16 protein-coding genes are annotated in these 20,695 nt (G+C 32.5%); 6 read left to right on the top strand and 10 right to left on the bottom strand.

Translation table 11 applies throughout. The annotated features are described in order from the left end of the window. Positions 1-20: 20 nt before the first annotated feature. The 10 genes from AAC053_RS09615 to AAC053_RS09570 all read right to left on the bottom strand — a co-directional run bounded on the left by AAC053_RS09615 (position 21) and on the right by AAC053_RS09570 (position 11,725). Positions 21-1,028, bottom strand: coding sequence for a glycosyltransferase family A protein (locus tag AAC053_RS09615; protein WP_339755708.1), 1,008 nt, complete (start codon positions 1,026-1,028; stop codon positions 21-23). After that, entirely contained in the window at positions 1,021-2,232 is a 1,212-nt protein-coding gene (locus tag AAC053_RS09610) for a glycosyltransferase (RefSeq protein ID WP_339755706.1), read from the bottom strand. Before AAC053_RS09610 ends, AAC053_RS09615 begins: the two co-directional genes overlap by 8 nt. 6 nt (positions 2,233-2,238) lie before the next feature. Next, positions 2,239-3,192 carry a class I SAM-dependent methyltransferase gene (locus AAC053_RS09605; protein WP_339755704.1) on the bottom strand — a complete coding sequence of 318 codons (954 nt, stop codon included), beginning with the start codon at positions 3,190-3,192 and terminating at the stop codon, positions 2,239-2,241. Next, positions 3,179-4,447 carry an ABC transporter ATP-binding protein gene (locus tag AAC053_RS09600; RefSeq protein ID WP_339755702.1) on the bottom strand — a complete coding sequence of 423 codons (1,269 nt, stop codon included), beginning with the start codon at positions 4,445-4,447 and terminating at the stop codon, positions 3,179-3,181. Before AAC053_RS09600 ends, AAC053_RS09605 begins: the two co-directional genes overlap by 14 nt. Next, positions 4,447-5,319, bottom strand: a complete 873-nt coding sequence (locus tag AAC053_RS09595; protein ID WP_339755700.1) for an ABC transporter permease — start codon at positions 5,317-5,319, stop codon at positions 4,447-4,449. The genes AAC053_RS09600 and AAC053_RS09595 overlap by 1 nt, the downstream gene beginning before the upstream one ends. A 213-nt stretch (positions 5,320-5,532) precedes the next feature. After that, on the bottom strand, positions 5,533-6,510 hold the full coding sequence (locus tag AAC053_RS09590) for an SDR family oxidoreductase (protein ID WP_339755698.1): 978 nt from the start codon (positions 6,508-6,510) through the stop codon (positions 5,533-5,535). A 20-nt stretch (positions 6,511-6,530) separates the two neighbouring features. Continuing rightward, the gene (locus tag AAC053_RS09585; RefSeq protein WP_339755696.1) at positions 6,531-7,826 is read right to left on the bottom strand and encodes a nucleotide sugar dehydrogenase; all 1,296 of its coding nucleotides are present in this window, start codon (positions 7,824-7,826) and stop codon (positions 6,531-6,533) included. Then, positions 7,823-8,413 carry a sugar transferase gene (locus AAC053_RS09580; RefSeq protein WP_339755694.1) on the bottom strand — a complete coding sequence of 197 codons (591 nt, stop codon included), beginning with the start codon at positions 8,411-8,413 and terminating at the stop codon, positions 7,823-7,825. Before AAC053_RS09580 ends, AAC053_RS09585 begins: the two co-directional genes overlap by 4 nt. 18 nt (positions 8,414-8,431) lie before the next feature. Beyond that, positions 8,432-10,918, bottom strand: a complete 2,487-nt coding sequence (locus AAC053_RS09575; RefSeq protein ID WP_339755692.1) for a polysaccharide biosynthesis tyrosine autokinase — start codon at positions 10,916-10,918, stop codon at positions 8,432-8,434. Positions 10,919-10,924: 6 nt separating this feature from the next. Beyond that, complete coding sequence (locus AAC053_RS09570) at positions 10,925-11,725, bottom strand: polysaccharide biosynthesis/export family protein (RefSeq protein ID WP_339755690.1); 801 nt, start codon at positions 11,723-11,725, stop codon at positions 10,925-10,927. Positions 11,726-11,827: 102 nt separating this feature from the next. Between AAC053_RS09570 and AAC053_RS09565 the strand changes: the two genes are divergently transcribed. The 6 genes from AAC053_RS09565 to secA all read left to right on the top strand — a co-directional run bounded on the left by AAC053_RS09565 (position 11,828) and on the right by secA (position 20,519). Continuing rightward, positions 11,828-13,690, top strand: coding sequence for an ABC-F family ATP-binding cassette domain-containing protein (locus AAC053_RS09565; protein WP_339755688.1), 1,863 nt, complete (start codon positions 11,828-11,830; stop codon positions 13,688-13,690). A 185-nt stretch (positions 13,691-13,875) separates the two neighbouring features. Next, positions 13,876-14,646, top strand: a complete 771-nt coding sequence (locus tag AAC053_RS09560) for a class I SAM-dependent methyltransferase (RefSeq protein ID WP_339755687.1) — start codon at positions 13,876-13,878, stop codon at positions 14,644-14,646. 82 nt (positions 14,647-14,728) lie between these two features. Next, the gene (locus AAC053_RS09555) at positions 14,729-15,418 is read left to right on the top strand and encodes an ABC transporter ATP-binding protein (protein WP_339755685.1); all 690 of its coding nucleotides are present in this window, start codon (positions 14,729-14,731) and stop codon (positions 15,416-15,418) included. Between the two features lie 470 nt (positions 15,419-15,888). Next, positions 15,889-16,461, top strand: coding sequence for a cob(I)yrinic acid a,c-diamide adenosyltransferase (locus AAC053_RS09550; RefSeq protein ID WP_339755683.1), 573 nt, complete (start codon positions 15,889-15,891; stop codon positions 16,459-16,461). 312 nt (positions 16,462-16,773) lie between these two features. After that, positions 16,774-16,995: a DUF2795 domain-containing protein gene (locus tag AAC053_RS09545; RefSeq protein WP_008272287.1), complete on the top strand. Its 222-nt coding sequence runs from the start codon at positions 16,774-16,776 to the stop codon at positions 16,993-16,995. Between the two features lie 170 nt (positions 16,996-17,165). Beyond that, positions 17,166-20,519, top strand: coding sequence for a preprotein translocase subunit SecA (gene secA, locus AAC053_RS09540; RefSeq protein WP_339755681.1), 3,354 nt, complete (start codon positions 17,166-17,168; stop codon positions 20,517-20,519). The last annotated feature ends 176 nt before the right edge of the window (positions 20,520-20,695 follow it).

The raw sequence follows: 20,695 nt of genomic DNA, 5'->3' as shown, positions 1-20,695 counted from the left end.
CGTTTATTTTTATGTTATAATTAATTATTGGATCTAAAATCGTATTGAGGAAAATAAAAAAACCGATAACCCTTTTTGAAAAAAAGCACAGTTATTAATCCTGCAATGATTTTAAAAAAATGTTTCCTCAATGTTTTAACTTTTAATACGTATGCTACAAGATAACTCGAATAATTAAAAAATAAACTGCACCTCCCAACAAAATTATTCTGTAGAAGGTTTAAATTATAATAGTTTGCTGCTTGTCTGTAGAAAGCGTATTGTACCAAATGCACATTCTGTTTTATAGTTTTATCATGTATGAAGTGATTGAAAACTGTATTAAAGTAATTAAAAACGGATTCTTGCGCCTTAAATGATTTAGACGCTCCCGTTGTTATTCCTTCACCTCCAACTCTTATATAAAACAATACTTTGTCGATATAATGGTATTTTGGATTATAGGTTAACATTCTAAAGTGAAAATCACTTTCTTGTGCACGTTGCATTTTCTCATTAAATAACGTCTTGGACTCCAAAAAAGTTTTCCTCCATAGTGGTGATGGTGTATAAAAAAATAAGCCTTTGAGAAGATAATCTTCTAAATAATTTGTAGAATTTAATACTTTAGGACGGATAGGAACACCAGCTTCGTTGGTACTTTTAATAAAATTCTGACCAAGACAAGCACAGAAATCTAAAGTCTCATCTTCTGCCAAATACGTGAGTTTTTCTTTTATAAAATTAGGATGCATAACATCATCACTATCAAACCAATTAATAAACTCACCTTCAGATTTTTTAAAGCCATAATTACGACATGCATTAGCCCCTTTTAGTTTCTCGGCTGGTCTTTTATAAAACTTAAACCTGTCATCTGATGCGACATATTCATTAATAAGTGCTTCTGTTCTATCTGTGCTACCATCATCTACAATAATACATTCCCAATTCTTATAGGTCTGTTCTTTAATACTGTCTAAAGTATCAGATAAAATTTCTGAGCGGTTAAAGGTTGGTATTATTATAGAAACTAACTGACTACCCATTATACCAGGTTTTATATAAGTCTATGAGTTTAATTATTTCTTTTTTCTCATCGTAGTTTTCCTCTACAATACGATGACCATTAATTCCATAATCTTCCCATTTTTCTTTGTTTTCAATCAATTTAACTAAACCTTCATAAATACTATCTACGTTGGGTTCTACTAAAAAACCTGTGTGATTATCGATAACCAAATTAGAGACTGACCCAACATTTGTAGCTATAACTGGTAATTTTAAAGCCTGTGCTTCTAGTATTACTGTGGGCAAAGCTTCATTTACGCTGGTTAATAATAAGAAATCAGAAGTATTCATCATAGATTTCACGTAATTAGAATCTTGGTATAAATGAAATTTCACTTTTGAAGTCAATTTAAACTCTTCAGTTAATTCTTTTAATGCGTTTTCTAATTCTCCATCACCAATAATATCATATTGCCATTGTATTTGAGGATAATCCTTATGAAGTTTATGTAAGGCTTTTAATGCTAAATCTATAGCCTTATCCTCCACTAAACGTCCAACACTCAAAATCTTGATAACGTCGTTATCTCTTTCTACACGTGCATCATCATCTCCTAAACGAACTCCATTATTAATGCTCACCAATTTGTTCTTTGCTAATCCAAATCCTATCAACTTATTATAGTTGTAATCGGAAATTGAAATAATTTTATCGGCATATTTAAACAGAATATTATAAAATATCTTTGGTTTTTTGTCACCTAATCTAATGTCATAACCATGAAATGTACAAATGAGTTTAACAGGCAATCCTATTTCTTTATAAACAGCCGCATCATTTCCGTTTGGTCCATAGTGTGCATGGATAACATCTATTTTGTTTTTAAGTAAATACGATATAAAATAAAAATGCTTTAGAGATTTCGCTGCATTACCATATCGCTTAGAGTTCAATGATTTTAAATAAAATTTAAAGTTTTTGGTAAATAAAGAACCTAATAAAATTTTGAAGGCAATTAAAACTCTTATAACCTTATTAGTGTGGTACAATTCATTCTTGGAGGTAACACGCTCTAAAAGCCCATAAGATTCTAAATTATCTAGACTACTACTTTGACTGCTATCTTTGTTATTGGTATATATTAATACATTGATATTATGGTCTATAAGATTAATAACCTGATTTCTAATGAAAGTTTCAGAGTAACTTGGAAAGCTCGAAATCCAAAATAAAACATTCATTTTTTATTATTCTTTTTTAAAAACATAAGTTATGTTCTCACCTATAACTTTATCTGCATTTGAAAAGCGAAATAACTTTAGCTTATTATTTAAAGCAGATACAACTCTATTAATTTTATTTAATTTCTTGTTTTCTAATAAAAGTTTATGTTTTGGATGCAAAATAGAAATTGCCTTCTCTTGCAAAATCATTTTAGTATAGCCACGTTTGTTGAAATTAGTTTCATCAAGGTGTGTTTTAGTGTCGTGGACTTTTAAACTGTAAATCTCAGCTATACTATCCATCGATTTTAGCGTCCATCTTGAAATATGATGCGGAGGAAGATTCAATACATGATTTACATTTCTAGTATATATAGAGTCGTTACATGGTACTGAAATTATTAATAAGCCTCCCTTTTTTAAAAGCTTTAAACTAGATTCAATAAAATCTTTAGGACTCTTCACATGTTCTAATACATGAAAACTACAAACTACATCAAATAAATCATCAGATTCATCTGCAAATGTCTCTACGCTTTTATTTAGTAATTCAATATTATTGGCTTTCGCTTTTTCTATGGCTAATTCATTAAACTCTAAGCCTACATATTTTTTTACATCAATTTTTGATGCAAACAATCCACTTCCAGATCCAATTTCTAAAACGCTGTCTGTTGATTCTACAAAAGATTTGGCATAATCGAATTCTGGTCGATTAGGATTATAATATACTTTTCTATGATTTTGAAGATTTTCATAGAACTCTGCACTACCTGCAGCACGCTCTTCAAAAAATCTCAACCTACAGTTTTCACATTCTACAAATTCTATAAAATCGCCATCAAGCTCATTCTTTATATCAAACCCAAAACTGTTGTAATACAAATCATTTAATTGACTAACAGATAGCTTCTCTAAAAGTTTAATCTTGTCAGACTTACAAAGAATACAATTGTTTATATTATTAGGCTTCTTCATTTCTATAATTCCACTCTGTATTTATAAATGTACTTCCCCATTTTTTTTGAGGCGGTACTGCTTTTAATTCTTTAGACCAAAATACTTGAAAAAATATGGCATCCTCAATGATATCTACGTCATAGCTTCCGTTTCCTAAGTAAAGTGAAATAGTATATTTACCTGGTGCTAATGGAATACGTTTTAGAAGCACATCAATAGTATGACCTTTGTCCAAACGATATTTTAGATTGTATTGTTGCATGTTTGCCGCATGTACACTCGTTCCTTTATCGTCCTTAATTACATAACCTAAAGTTAACTCTTGGGTATCTGTATGATCAAAAGTAAGTTTAAATAGCAAATCTTCATTTGTATAAACATCTCTGTCTGCAGTAACAATTTCGATTGCTTTCATTAATTTATGGCTACCAATTCTTCTGGTTTCATCAGTAAAAACTTCCTTTAAAGCAGTGGAGCCATCTATAGATAAATACTTATCAATGACATTAGTAATATCATCTTCTAAAGTTATGCGTCCATTTTCTAGTAAAACACCTCTTTGACATAGATTTTTCACTGCTGTCATATTATGACTCACAAATAACACTGTTCTGCCATCGCTATTAGAAATATCTTGCATTTTACCAATGGCTTTTTTCTGAAATTCGGCATCTCCTACTGCTAATACTTCATCTACAATTAAAATATCTGGTTCTAAATGAGCAGCCACAGCAAATGCTAAACGCACTTTCATACCAGAACTATAGCGTTTTACAGGAGTATCAACATATCTTAAACAACCAGAGAAATCTATAATCTCATCTATCTTACCATTTATTTCGGCCTTAGTCATTCCAAGTATAGCGCCATTTAAATAAATATTTTCTCTACCTGTCATTTCTGGATGAAACCCTGTACCGACTTCTAATAATGAAGCTATTCTACCTTTAGTCTTTATTTGACCTAAAGTTTGAGATGTTACACGAGACAATATTTTAAGTAAAGTTGATTTACCAGCTCCATTCTTGCCTATAATCCCTAATACTTCACCACGCTTTACATTAAATGAAATATCCTGAAGTGCCCACACGTAAGGAGAATTTCCTTTGCCTGCTCTATCATTGGCTTCACCAACTTTTAAATAAGGATCTTCCTTTCCTCTTAGTTTACTCCACCAACGGTTAACGTCGTGACTCAACGTACCTGTACCCACTAATCCTAAACGGTATTGTTTGCCTACATCTTCTACTTTTAAAATTATATCCGAACTCATTATATGGTATCAATAAAGTTTTTTTCTGTTTTATTAAAAACAACAAGTCCTATTAAGAAAATTATTATGCTAAAAAAAGCTGTATAAATTAACTTATTAAATTCTAAATCACCTATTCCAAAAACCATGGTTCTAAATGACTCTATAATTACCGCTATAGGATTATACTCTATAAGCCAATAATAATCAGGTAATTTCTTCTTAAAATATGACATTGGATACATTACTGCAGATCCATACATAAGTAATTGCACACCAAATTGAATTAAAAAAAAGAGATCTCTATACTTAGTGGTTATAGATGAAATTATCATTCCAAAACCTAATCCTAACAGAGCCATCATTATTACTAAAAATGGAAATAAAGCTAAATTTATTTGTGGTATAATATCAAAACTTGGTGTTGCAAACCAAACATAATAAATGTAGAAAGCTATAAGAACAAGTATTTGAATACCAAATTTCAATAGGTTAGAGACTACTACAGACATAGGCATAATTACACGAGGAAAATATACTTTACCAAAAATATTTTCATTCTTCTTAAACGTATCGCTAGTGCCAATGAGACATTCTTTAAAATAGTTCCAGGAAGTTATACCTGCAAGGTTGAATAGAAAATTAGGAACACCATCAGTAACTGGTATATCTGCAAGATTATTGAAGATTAGAGTGAATATTAATGATGTAAATAAAGGCTGAATTAAATACCAAAGTGGACCAAGTACAGTCTGCTTATAAAGCGTTATGATATCGCGCTTTACAAATAAAATTAGTAAATCTCTATAACGCCAAATTTCAGAAAAATTAAAGTCTATTAATTTCTTCTTAGAGGTTATAACGTAAAGCCAATTATCTTCAGCAGTTTTCAATTTTTTTTATTTATTGAAGCGAATATAATAAATGAAATACAGCAAAATGACTTATTCTTTGCGCTTTTTATTCAATTGATTTTAACAATTTATTATTGATATGATATATACATCATAATAATCAAAGCTAAACCTTCATTCTCATTTAAAATGAGATAATAGAACAAAAAAACACTTTAAAGTGGTTTTCAATATTATAAAAAGAATTATATCTTAATTAAAATAATCCCAAGTAATTTTTAAACCTTCTCTTACAGTATACTGTGGTTTGTAGCCTAAGAGCTTTTCAGCTTTAGAAATATTAGCCAAAGAATCTCTAACATCACCTTGTCTTTCCGGTCCATAAATAGCCTTTAATTTAGAATTTGCAGCAATACGTAAAGATTCCCATAAATAGTTTATAGTAATTCTTTCTCCACATGCCACATTAATTACTTCATTCTTTGCCTCTTTAGATGCGAAAAACCCTTTAACATTAGCTTGTACAACATTATCTATAAATGTAAAATCTCTTGTTTGCTCTCCATCTCCATTTATTTTAGAAGGCTCATCATCATTTAGAGCTTGCATAAATAATGGAATCACTGCTGCATAAGCACCATCTGGGCTTTGCTTAGGCCCAAATACATTAAAATATCTTAAACCAATAACATCTGTATCGTACGTTGTACCAAATACATCTGCGTATAATTCGTTTACATATTTTGTTACTGCATAAGGAGATAACGGCTTACCAATAGTGTCTTCTACTTTTGGTAACGCTTTACTGTCGCCATAAGTAGAACTAGATGCTGCATAAACCATTCGTTTTACAGTTGGACTGTCCTTAAGTGCAATCATCATATTTAAAAATCCAGAAATATTAACTTCGTTAGTCGTTGCTGGATCGTTAATAGATCGTGGCACTGAACCTAGAGCAGCTTGGTGAGAAACATAATCAATGCCTTCCATCGCTTTTTTACAGGTTTTTATATCTCTTATGTCACCTTCTAATAATTCGAAGGCAGGATTGTCATTAAATTCAGTTAAATTCTTTCGATGACCATTAGAAAAATCATCTAAAACTCTAACTTTTTTTGCATTATACTTTAACAAGTATTCTACAAGGTTGGAGCCAATAAAGCCTCCTCCTCCAGTAATTAAAAAACTTAATTTAGACAGATCTTCTGTATGATGTGGATTTGAATACATATTTAGTAGGTTGATTTGTATTATAAACGTGCGTCAACACTGCCATGTGGTAATAAAGACTTGACGTCAAATACTACACATGTATCCGATTTTAAATTATCTAATGATATTTCTAAAAATTCGTTGTGAGACACAGCTAAGATTATAGCTTCATAATCTGATTTTAATTCAGACATCGAAGATTTTAAATCTATACCATACTCATGTTTTACTTCTTCTTTCGAAGCCCAAGTATCGAAAACGTCTACATTAACATGGTAAGATTGGAATTCTTCAATTATATCAATAACTCTAGAGTTTCTAATATCCGGACAATTTTCTTTAAAAGTAATCCCTAATACTAAAGCATTAGATCCTTTTATAGTAGCCCCTTTTTTAATCATCATTTTTACAGTTTCGGTAGCAACATAACTGCCCATACTGTCATTCATCTTACGACCTGCTAAAATAATCTCTGGGTTATAACCAGATTCTATGGCTTTTTGAGCCAAGTAATAAGGATCTACACCAATACAATGACCACCAACTAAACCTGGAGAGAATTTTAAGAAATTCCATTTAGTACCTGCTGCTTCTAAAACAGCTTTTGTATCTATTTCTAAAAGTCTGAAAATTTTAGATAGTTCATTTACAAAAGCAATATTAATATCGCGTTGAGAATTCTCAATAACTTTTGCTGCTTCTGCCACTTTTATAGATGGTGCTAGGTGTGTACCAGCTGTAATCACTCTTAAGTATAAATCATTAACTTTCTTAGCAATCTCTGGAGTAGAACCAGAAGTTACCTTTAATATCTTTGTTACTGTGTGATGCTTATCACCTGGATTAATACGTTCTGGTGAATAGCCTGCAAAAAAGTCTTTATTATATGTTAAACCAGATACCTCAGCCAAAATAGGAACACATATATCTTCTGTAGCTCCAGGATATACTGTTGATTCGTATATTACGATATCATTCTTAGACATGGCCTTACCGACAGCCTCACTCGCTTTAATTAATGGCGTAAATACTGGTTTGTTAAAAGCATCAGTTGGTGTTGGTACAGTAATGATATATACGTTAGTTATAGCTAAAGTTTCAATATTATCCGTTATATATAATCCTTTATTTGCATTTAAGTCTGTAGTTAAAACTGATAAAAGATTATCATTATCTACTTCTAAAGTTTTATCTAAACCAGAATTTAACTCTTTGATTCGCTGTTTATTGATATCAAAACCAACTACGAAAAATTGCTTGGCAAATTCTACGGCTAGGGGCAAACCGACATAACCTAATCCTATGATTGCAATTTTGTCTTCTGTATGTTTCATTTGTATAAAGTAGATTTTAAAATGAGTGTCAAATCTAAATAAAAACTGTAATTCTCAACGTACTTTTTGTTGATTTTCACTTTATCTACCCAAATAATCGTTCTATTGTAGTGTTTTGGGTCTTTTTGACGTTCTAATACACGCTCTTCATTCTTATATTTTAAGGTTGCTTCTCCTGTTACACCAGGTTTAACTATTAAAATTATGCGATCTTCACCTTCTAATTTATCAGCAAAACCCTGTAAATCAGGTCTTGGCCCAACAAAACTCATATTTCCGATTAAGACATTATATAGCTGAGGCAGCTCATTTAATTTTGTCCGTCTTAGAAATTCACCAAACTTAGTTACGCTTTTATCTAAATGTCCTAATTTATGAACTTCTTCTCGAAGTGATCTTATTTTATAAATTTTGAATAATTCTCCATGTTGACCGACACGAAATTGAGAAAATACACCATATTTATTAGTATCTATAGTCGCCACTATAATTAATATTAATATGGGTAAAAGTAATATCGGTAAAACAATGATAACCAAAACAAGATCAAAAATACGTTTGACTTTAAGTTGTGTTTTAGTAATCAAAATTTAAGTATTGATGTGTTATTTACGCTTAAAAATACTCTTGATTCTTTGCCAAATGGAGTTATCTTCTTTTTCATGATAAGCATCTCCATAAACTCCGTAGCCATAACCATAGCCGTAGCCATAACCATAACTGTAATTATGATTATTCTTATGTCTATAAAAGTTAAGTAAATAACTTATATTTTTAAGCTCTCCTCTATTATATTTAGCATTTACTAACTGCAGCATTCCTTTTTTAGTATAATCTAATCTTACCATAAATATTGAAGCGTCTGCATATTGTACGAGTTCTAATGCATCAGTAACCAACCCTAAAGGAGGAGTATCTAAAATAATCATGTCATACTCATTCTTAAGTTTACTTATTAGTTCTTTTAGCTTATCACTCATTAACAATTCTGAAGGATTTGGCGGTACAGGACCTGAAGTAATTAAGTCGAGGTTTTCTATGTGTGTGTGTGTTGTAATTTCTTCTAAATTACGATCTCCAATTAGATAATTAACCACTCCTTCGTCATTAGTAATCTTAAAATCCCCAAAGATCTTTGGTTTACGCAAATCTAGACCTAATAAGATTGTCTTTTTTCCAGATAGGGCATAAACTGTTGCTATATTAATAGATGCAAAGGTTTTACCTTCTCCACTTACAGAAGATGTTATCATTAATGTACTAGCTCTAGTCGAAGACGCACTATTCTTAAATATAAATTGAAGGCTAGAACGAACAGCTCTAAAAGACTCTGCCACAGCTGACTTAGGCTTTTCGTGCGCAACTAAATTATTCTGATAACGATACTTACCAATTAATCCCAAAATTGGTATTTTAGACATTTTTGTCACCTCATCTGCACTATGAATAGTATTATCTAGCAGATATACAGCAAATATTAAAAACACAGGTGATAAGAAACCAACTAATAAAGCCATCATATAGTTGAGAGATTTTTTTGGCCCAATAAGTCCGTTCCCTATATCTTTCGCATTATCAATAACAGTAATATCAGAGACATTGGCTGCTTTTACAATAGCTGCTTCTCCTCGTTTTGCCTGGTAGATATCATAAGCTTCTCTACTCAAATTGAGCTTGCGCTGAATTTTAAGGTACTCTTGCTGGTCTTTAGGAAGTCCAATCAATTTAGATTCTAAGTTTGCAATTTTATTGCTTATAGTATTTAACTGAACTCCAATGGTTCTTTTAGTTACATCTACAGCCTCTAACAAAACACTCTTTTCTGTGTCTATTCTGCGATCTAACTCATTAAAAAGTATAGAACCTTCTTTAGTAGAATACTCTAAATTTCGACGCTCTATAGATAAACCAATAATTTTAGTGACACCAGATAAAATGTTAACCTCATCTATACCAACAGAAGTTGGCGCAGCAATCTGAGAATAATCGGTTTTAGTTCTAATGTAACTTTCAAGACTGTTTAGGTAATTTAATTTTGACTCTTCTTTTAGTTTTTCTTGATCATACCCTTTAAGCTCTTCAGATTTTAGACTCATCTCTTCTTCAACATTAAACACCTTATTTGTTTTTCTGAAATTATTCATTTCATCTGTAACATCTTTTAATATATCATTAACGGCAAAAAGACTACTGTCAATGAATTTAATGGTGTTTGTTGCATAAAGGTTTTTGCGTTCAAGCTCAGTTTTTCTTAAAATGTCTGATGTAGCATTAAGAAAATCTACAATTTTAGACTTATTCAGTCCAACTAAGGACAAACGTAATACGGAAGAAGCATCCCTCGAAGTCGGATCTATTCTAATGCCATTTTTGTAGGCATTAACTACAGAATCAAAATTTAGATATCTAACAAAATAAACTGCTTCATTAGATATATTTGCATTTGGTTTTAACCTCACAATACCATTAAAAAATGGCAGGTTAACTACCTCTCCAAACTTATAGGTTTTAGAAAATGACCCAACATCTACATTGACTGATACTTTTTGTTTTGAAGAATAGATTTGCCCAAGAGCTTTATCTGATTCAAACTCATAAGACAATTCGTACGAATAATTATCAATAATTTTCACCTTCATTGGTTCCTCAAGCATCTGAGGTCGAGACTTATCAGTTTCAACTTCAAATGGTGTAGTCTTATAAATATCAAGTAAATGATATTTCCCCTGCTTTAAATACTCTTTATAATATTCTAAGGAATCGATAACTAACTCATTATGTGATCTGGTCTTAATCTCTGTCAATATACTTCCTACTTTACCAGAAACTCCTCCCCAATTAAATGAGATACTTGTATTGGCTGTAAAAAAGGGATTTTGATCATTATTGACCGTAATTAAAGAGTCTAATCTATAAATGTTTTGTTTTCTTATATTTATATAATGAGCAACAGCCAAAGCTGCCAAAACGCACAATACTATTAGTTTCCATAGACCAAATACTTTAAAGAGAAAGCCTTTAAAATCAAAACTTAGGCGTTGCGTATCATTATTATCTATATCATCTAAACCATCTAAATCATTATAATTCATAACACCTTATCGTCTTGAGAAAATCAATATTCCAGAAGTAATTAAAGAAATAACTGTTGCAATAGTAGCTATACTAGCTACTGCCGTTTCACCAGTTCCGATAGATTTTTGTTTTAAAGGTTTAACATAAATGATATCGTTTGGTTGAATGTAATAATATGGTGATTTCATTACATTTATATCTGTAAGATCTAAACTATGTATTTTTTGACCTTGAGGATATTGCCTTATAACCAAAACGTCTTTTTTATTACCAGTAACCGGAATTTCGCCAGCATTTGCTATAGCCACGAAAATATTAACACGTTCTCTAAATAGAGTAATGGTACCCGGAGCACCTATCTCACCATTAGCCGTGTAACGCAAACCAGCTAATTTAACTGTAACAAAAATGTTAGATGTTTCTTTAAATTGTTCATCCAATAATTTCTGTTTAATCATGTCTTCTATTTCGGCGACAGTATATCCCAAAACATTAAAATCCCTTAAAATTGGAATCCTAATATTTCCATGAACATCTACTGTAAAACCATCAAAATAAGCACGCTCTGCACTGCTAGCATTTAAGTTAACATCGCCTATAGGATTAAAGATTTGAACATTATCTTGATCTAAGACTTTTATTCTAATATTCAAAATATCATCAATCTGAACTCTATATGGTTTTTGAATTTCGGTTAGGTTATATGGGATAGTGTCATTGGTAGAACCCTCTTTATTTTGTAAGTAAATTGTGTCTTTATGTGGTATGCAGGAAGAAACAATAACACAACTAAGAAAAATAATTAAAAGCTTTAGTCGCTTCATACGTAAAATGGCTGTTTACAGACAAATATAATGCATCAATAGTAATAACAAAACTATTAGGTTTGTTTTTGGTTTATTTACGTTCTTTGTAAAAAAATAAGTTTGAACTACCTCAACGTTGAAAATATTTCTAAGTCTTATGGAGAGCTTGTACTCTTTAAAGATTTATCATTCAGTATTCATAAAGATCAGAAGATTGCTTTTGTTGCAAAAAACGGAAGTGGAAAAACTTCCATACTTAATATCTTATCAGGAAAAGACTCTCCAGACCAAGGACAAATAGTTATTAGAAAAGGATTGCGTTTGGCTTTTTTAGACCAAGAACCTAATTTAGATCTAAAACTAACAATTGAAGAAACCATTTTCGCTTCAGACATTCCTGTATTAAAAACTATCCATGCCTACGAAAATGCATTAAAAGATCCGGAAGACACAGAAGCTTATCAGTTGGCTTTTGAAGGCATGGACAGACATAATGCTTGGGAGTTTGAAACGCAATATCAACAAACACTTTCGCAACTAAAATTAGACGACCTTAGCTTAAAAGTAAATACCCTTTCTGGCGGACAAAAAAAGCGTTTAGCTTTAGCTCAAGTATTATTAAGTAAGCCTGATATTTTAATTTTAGATGAGCCCACCAATCACCTAGATTTAGAAATGATTGAATGGTTAGAAGACTATTTTGCTAAGACACAGCAAACCCTTTTTATGGTAACTCACGATCGCTACTTTCTAGAGCGTGTGTGCAATGAAATCGTAGAATTAGACCAAGGAGAATTACATACCTATAAGGGCAATTATTCTTATTATTTAGAAAAGAAAGAAGCAAGAATCGAAAACCAAGCTACAGAAGTTGGTAAAGCAAAACAACTCTTTAAAAAAGAGCTCGATTGGATGCGACGCCAGCCTAAAGCACGTACAACAAAATCTAAGAGTAGAATTGATGATTTCTTCGAAATAAAATCGAAAGCGCACAAACGTCGAAACGACCACCAAGTGCAATTAGAAATAAATATGGAACGTTTAGGTAGCAAAATAATAGAGTTTCATAATGTATCTAAAGCTTTTAAAGACAAAGTCATCTTAGATGGTTTTGAGTACACCTTCAAAAAAGGAGAACGTATTGGTGTAATTGGTAAAAACGGAACTGGTAAATCTACATTTCTTAACTTATTAACACAGAGTTTACAACCCGACAATGGTAAAGTTGTCATTGGCGAAACTGTAAAGATTGGTTATTATACACAAGATGGAATTAAAGCAAAACCTAACCAAAAGGTTATTGATGTTATTAAAGAATTTGGAGATTATATTCCATTATCTAAAGGGCGACAAATAAGCGCGCAACAATTGTTAGAACGTTTTTTATTCGACAGAAAAAAACAATGGGATTTTGTAGAAAAATTGAGTGGTGGTGAACAAAAACGACTGTATTTGTGTACGGTTTTAATTCAGAATCCTAATGTGTTGATTTTAGATGAGCCTACCAATGATTTAGATATTGTAACGCTTAACGTACTTGAAGATTTCTTAATGGATTTCCCTGGTGTGCTTTTAGTCGTATCTCACGACCGTTACTTTATGGATAAAATTGTAGATCACATGTTTGTGTTTAGAGGTGAAGGTGTTGTTGACGATTTCCCTGGTAATTATTCAGATTTTAGAGCTTATGATAGTAGCAAACCTAAACAAATAGAACAACCTGTAAAGACCAACAATACCAAAGCTGTAAAACAAAATGATGCTAATAAATTATCTTATAACGAGCAAAAGGAACACAAGAATTTAGAATCTAAGATTCGGTCATTAGAATTAGATAAAACAGCCTTAGAAACTAAATTTAATAATCCAGAATTAGCTCAAGAGGATATTGCCAAATTATCAGAAAAGCTTCAAGTAATTATAGATACTATTAGCGAAAAAGAAATGCGTTGGTTTGAATTGTCTGAAAAACTGGAAGCCTAATTTTTATGTCATTGCGAGGACGTAGGACGCGGCAATCTCATGAAGTGTAGGATTATCAAAATAAACAGATTGCCACAGCTAACAGAAAAAGTTAGCCTCGCAATGACGAATACTTGTAACTTAAAGTAAAAATAAAAACCTTTGCGTCTTAGCTTCCGATAACTATTGGAATTTAGAGAAAAATAATGTACCAAATAATAGCATACATAAAGTTCTTATTCAGTTCCACAAACCAGCATGGAATCCATTCCCCTTTTATATACAGTTTTGTCACAAAATGCCTTTACGACAAGAAAAAACACGAAGCATACTCTAAGCTCAACGACTATAGAAAAGCGTTACAAAAATCAAATACCATTCTTCAAGTCAAAGATTTAGGGGAAGGCTCTAAAGTTTTAGATGCAAACCAACGAATGGTTGGTAAAATGGTAAAAACATCTAGTAGTTCTAAAAAAGATTCTGAATTATTATATCGGTTTTCAAAATACTTTGGGTTTAAAAAAATTATAGAATTAGGTACTTCTTTGGGTATGGGAACTTATGCCTTTTCATTAGCAAATCCATCAGCAACGATTACAACTATTGAAGGTTGCCCAAACACTTCAGCTTTCACAAAATCAAAACTCGAAGAGCTAAATATTAAAAACATTGATCTTTTAACAGGATATTTTGCTGATATCATTCCTCAATTAAAAGAAGACCATTATGATTTTGTCTTCTATGATGGTCATCACAATAAAAATGCAACCATTCAATATTTTGAAGCTTTATTACCGAAAGTTCATAACGAAACTATTTTTGTCTTTGACGATATATATTGGTCTAAAGGAATGACAGAAGCTTGGGATTATATAAAGGCTCATAATGCAGTAACTGTAACTGTAGATTGCTTCTATTTAGGGCTCGTGTTTTTTAGAAAAGAACAGGTCAAAGAACATTTTAAAATTAGAGTGTAACAACCTTATAACTTTAGCGTCTTATTAACTGTAATATCCTGTATCTTGCAGGACACTTTTAGCAATCAAGACTATTTAAATTATGAATGACAACGTCATTGAAATTAGAAATATCATTAGAGATTTTAAACTAGGACAAGAAATTGTTCATGTTTTAAAAGGTATCGATTTAGATATTAAACGCGGCGAATATGTAGCCATTATGGGACCATCTGGTTCTGGTAAATCTACTTTAATGAATTTACTAGGTTGTTTAGATACTCCAACTGCAGGTTCTTATAAATTAAATGGAAATGACGTGAGTCAGATGTCAGATGATGAGCTTGCCGAAATTAGAAATACAGAAATAGGTTTCGTTTTTCAAACCTTTAATTTATTACCAAGAACTACAGCTTTAGAAAATGTAGCCTTACCTATGATTTATGCAGGAGCATCAAAAAAACAACGTCAAGAACGTGCTACAGAAGTACTAGACAATGTTGGCTTGGCTGACCGTATGGATCACAAACCCAACCAACTTTCTGGTGGACAAAGACAACGAGTTGCAGTAGGTAGAGCTTTAGTAAATAAACCATCCATAATTTTGGCTGATGAACCAACAGGTAATCTAGATTCTAAAACAGGAATGGAAATAATGGGACTTTTTGACGATATTCATAAAGCTGGCAATACCGTAATCATGGTAACTCACGAAGAAGAAGTTGCAGCACATGCACATCGTATTATTCGTTTACGTGATGGTATAGTTGAGAGTGATACTTTTAATACTTAGAAAGTATTCAGTATTATGATGTTCTTAAATAGCATCTGGACATTAAAAAAAAACAAGCCTTAATTAATAAGTAAGTCCCAATTTTCGACAACTTCAGAATCATCAAAATTCAGAAATAACGATCGAAGAAACGTAACTGAGAAGCGCAGCTTCAAGCATTAAGTTTTGAAAGCGAGTGTTGATTTAGCAAATGCCTCGCGTTCACGAATTCCTTATTAAACTATAAAAAACGAGATGAGTAATTTCCTATTTTTGATCGTGATTTTTTGGTTCGTTTATTCGCCTATTCTTATTTTATAGAACTCATGATGTGCTACGCAGTTTGTATCAAGACAAAATGAATAGAAGAAATTTATTAAAAAGATTACCACGTCCTTCGTCCTCGCAATGACAGTTAAATATAAAATTCATATTCAAACTTTTATCTTTTCACTTATAACTATTAACTCATAACTCTTAACTTTGTTTACATGAAAGTATACACAAAAACAGGAGATAAAGGTACTACTGCCCTATTTGGTGGCACTCGTGTCCCTAAACATCATATAAGAATAGAAAGCTACGGCACTATCGATGAGCTTAACTCACACATTGGCTTAATAAGAGATCAGGATATTAATCAATTGTACAAAAACACCTTAATGGAGGTTCAAGATCGCTTATTTACAGTTGGTGCAATTTTAGCTACAGATCCCGAAAAAGCGACTTTAAAAAACGGTAAAGCAAGATTAAATATTCCTAAGATATCTAACGAAGATATTGAACGTTTAGAAAAAGAAATGGACCTTATGGAAGCAAGTTTACCACCAATGACTCACTTTGTATTACCAGGAGGTCATCAAACGGTGTCATTCTGTCACATTGCGCGTACTGTTTGTCGTAGAGCTGAGCGTTTAGCATCGCATCTTAATGACTTAGAACCGTTTCAACCCGAAACCTTGATGTACATAAATCGCCTTTCTGACTACCTTTTTGTATTGGCACGGAAGTTGTCATATGATTTACAGGCTGAAGAGATAAAGTGGATTCCTAAGTCCCGATAGCTACCAGGAGAATCTTAAAAACTTAGTTGAGACGTAAGCTCGAGTGATTCCTAGAATCGGAATTTTATCGAGAACAACTTTTTAAGTATAGAATTTGATTCTCGATACTAGTTTTATTACCAATGAGTCATAAAATTAACTCGAATTGACAAATTTAATATCGCTTCAGATTAGGACTAAGAATTGCAATATTTAGTCCAAAACAAAAGTTAACGATTACACGTTCTTTCTATTAATGATTAATTAATTTGATTTTTTCTTGAATTGTTCAACTAAAAAATTATTTTTGCAAAAATTAAATTTACAACGCAAATGTATTGGACATTAGAATTAGCATCTTATTTAAGTGATGCACCTTGGCCAGCAACAAAAGATGAGCTAATTGACTACGCGATTAGAACAGGAGCTCCTTTAGAGGTTGTTGAAAACTTACAAGCAATAGAAGATGAAGGTGATTCTTACGACTCTATTGAAGAAATCTGGCCAGACTACCCAACTGATGAAGATTACCTCTGGAATGAGGATGAATATTAATATATAATATTATCACAAAAAAAGTCTCTTGCGTTAAATTAACTGAGAGACTTTTTTTATTTTCGAATTCTCGTAATTCGAGACCATGTTGAGCCGTTATAAGTCAACATTTTTACTGAAACTAATACGAAGATTGACACCAATCAATCCATTACAAAATATATAATACTATGACTTTTTTTGATAAAGTACTTAAGGTTTTTGTTGGAGATAAATCTAAACAAGACGTAGGTGAACTAAAACCAATCGTAAACCAAGTTAAAACCTTTGAGAAAGCTTTAGAAGCTTTATCACACGATGAGCTTAGAGCAAAAACCGACGAGTTTAAAGCAATAATTACTAAAGCAAGATTGCCACTAAACACACAAAAAGAAGAACTTTTAGCGAAAGCTGAAGTGACCGAAGACATTGATGAGCGTGAAGATATTTATCTCGAAATCGATAAACTTGAAAACGATATCTACGATACTACGGAAGAAGTTTTAACCGACATTCTACCAGAAGCATTTGCTGTAGTAAAAGAAACCGCAAAACGTTTTGTACATAATACAGAAATTTCGGTAACGGCTAATGCCTTTGACCGTGAGATTTCGGGTAACAATGATTATGTAACCTTAGATGGAGACCAAGCGATTTGGTCAAACTCTTGGGATGCTGCAGGTAAACCCATTACTTGGGACATGATTCATTACGATGTACAGTTAATTGGTGGTGTTGCCATGCACCAAGGTAAAATTGCAGAGATGCAAACAGGTGAAGGTAAAACACTTGTAGCCACATTACCAGTGTACTTAAATGCCTTAACTGGCAGAGGAGTTCACTTAGTAACGGTAAATGATTACTTAGCAAAGCGAGATAGTGCTTGGATGGCACCAATATTTCAGTTTCACGGCATGAGTATTGATTGTATAGATTACCATACACCAAACTCAGATGCACGTCGTAAAGCTTATAACGCTGATATTACTTATGGAACAAATAACGAGTTTGGTTTCGATTACTTACGTGATAACATGGCACATTCGCCAGAAGATTTAGTACAACGTCCACATCACTATGCTATTGTCGATGAAGTCGATTCTGTATTAGTTGATGATGCACGTACACCATTAATTATTTCTGGGCCAGTTCCTAGAGGTGATGAGCACGAGTTCGATGCTTTAAAACCTAAGGTAAACGCTATAGAAGAAGTACAACGTAAATATTTAGTTGGTGTACTAGCCGAAGCTAAAAAATTGATTGCAGCAGGTGATACTAAAGAAGGTGGCTTCCAATTATTAAGAGCATATAGAGGTATTCCTAAGAATAAAGCCTTAATTAAGTTTTTAAGTGAAGAAGGAATTAAGCAATTACTCCAGAAAACAGAGAATTTCTACATGCAAGATAACAATAGAGAAATGCCTAAAGTAGATGCAGAACTCTATTATGTTATTGATGAAAAAAATAATCAGGTAGAATTATCTGACAAAGGTATTGAGTTTCTTTCAGGTGAAGATGATCCTAATTTCTTTGTGATGCCAGAAATGGGAATTGAAATTGCTAAGATTGAAGATCAAGGTTTATCTTCAGAAGAAGAAGCCAACTTTAAAGAAGTTTTATTTAGAGATTTCGGTGTGAAGTCTGAACGTATTCACACTTTAAATCAGCTTTTAAAGGCTTATGCTTTGTTTGAAAAAGACAACCATTATGTTGTAATGGAAAACAAAGTAATGATCGTAGATGAGCAAACAGGTCGTATTATGGATGGTCGTCGTTATTCTGACGGATTACACCAAGCGATTGAAGCAAAGGAAAATGTAAAGATTGAAGCAGCAACACAAACATTCGCCACAGTAACATTACAGAACTACTTTAGAATGTACCGTAAACTGTCGGGTATGACAGGTACTGCGGTAACAGAAGCAGGTGAATTCTGGGAAATCTACAAATTAGATGTGGTAGAAATCCCAACTAACAGACCTATTGTTAGAGACGATAGAGATGATTTAGTTTACAAAACAAAGCGCGAAAAATACAATTCTGTTATTGATGAAGTCACAGCATTATCTGAAGCAGGAAGACCAGTACTTTTAGGTACAACCAATGTAGAAATATCTGAACTATTAGGGAAACTATTAAGCGTTCGTAAAATACCGCATAATGTACTGAACGCGAAACAACATAAAAAAGAAGCTGATATTGTAGCGGAAGCTGGTAATGCAGGCCAAGTAACTATTGCAACTAACATGGCTGGTCGTGGTACAGATATTAAGTTGAGTGAAGAAGTTAAATCTGCTGGTGGATTAGCTATTATTGGTACAGAGCGTCACGATTCGCGTCGTGTAGATAGACAATTACGTGGTAGAGCTGGTCGTCAAGGAGATCCAGGTAGTTCGCAGTTTTATGTATCTCTAGAAGATAACTTAATGCGTCTATTTGGTAGTGAGCGTATTGCTAAGATGATGGACAGAATGGGACTTAAGGAAGGAGAAGTGATACAGCACGGCATGATTTCTAAGTCTATTGAGCGAGCACAGAAAAAAGTAGAGGAGAATAACTTTGGTGTTCGTAAGCGTTTACTAGAGTATGATGATGTTATGAATGCACAACGTGAAGTCGTGTACAAACGTCGTCGTAATGCTTTACAAGGAGAACGTCTAAGAGTCGATTTAGCCAACATGATTTTTGATACCTCAGAAGGTATCGCGAATAGTAATAAAGAGGCTAACGATTATAAAAACTTTGAGTTTGAGCTTATACGCTACTTTTCAATGGGCTCTCCTATTTCTGAAGCTGACTTCGGAAAAATGGATGCTCAGAAAATTGCAGGCATTATTTATAAAGAAGCCTTTAAGCACTATCGTGAAAAAATGCAACGTGCTGCAGATTTAGCATTTCCAGTAATTGAGAATGTCTATAAAACTCAACGTGACAAATTTAAACGTATCGTAGTACCATTTACAGATGGTGTAAAAAACCTACAAGTTGTTACAGACTTAGAGAAAGCTTTTGAAACTAAAGGAACACAGCTAATCAATGATTTTGAAAAGAATATTACACTAGCCATTGTAGATGATGCTTGGAAGGTACATTTACGTAAAATGGATGAATTAAAGCAATCAGTACAATTAGCAGTACACGAGCAAAAAGATCCGTTATTAATTTATAAGTTTGAGTCTTTTGAGTTGTTTAAAGCAATGATAGACCAAGTGAATAAGGATGTCATTTCATTCTTATTTAAAGGTGAAATTCCTCAAGAAACAGCAAATACTATACAAGAAGCAAGAGCACGTAAGCAAGAAAAATTAGAAACTCAAAAAGATGAGATTCCTAATATGGATGAACGCGCTGCACAAAACAGATCTGTAGGTGCTGGAGCATCTCTCCAACAACAAGTGGTAGAAACAATTGTTAGAGAACAACCAAAAATTGGTCGTAACGATAGAGTTACCATTAAGCATGTAATGAGCGGAGAAAACAAAACCGTAAAATACAAGCAAGCCATTCCTTTAATTGATAAAGGAGAATGGGTTTTGGTTGAGTAATAAAAATAGAACGTCACTTCGAGTGTTCCGACATTTTACTGTCGGAATGTATCGAGAAACTTTCGGAGTAATAAAGGTTCTCGATACATTTCTATACTGAAAGCTTTAGAGATCGAAACACTCGAACTGACGACTTAGTAAATCTAAAAATCCTGTTGTAACCCATCAGGATTTTT

This window comes from uncultured Winogradskyella sp., assembly GCF_963975125.1.
GTDB lineage: Bacteria > Bacteroidota > Bacteroidia > Flavobacteriales > Flavobacteriaceae > Winogradskyella.
This window is presented reverse-complemented; position numbering and strand designations above follow the sequence as displayed.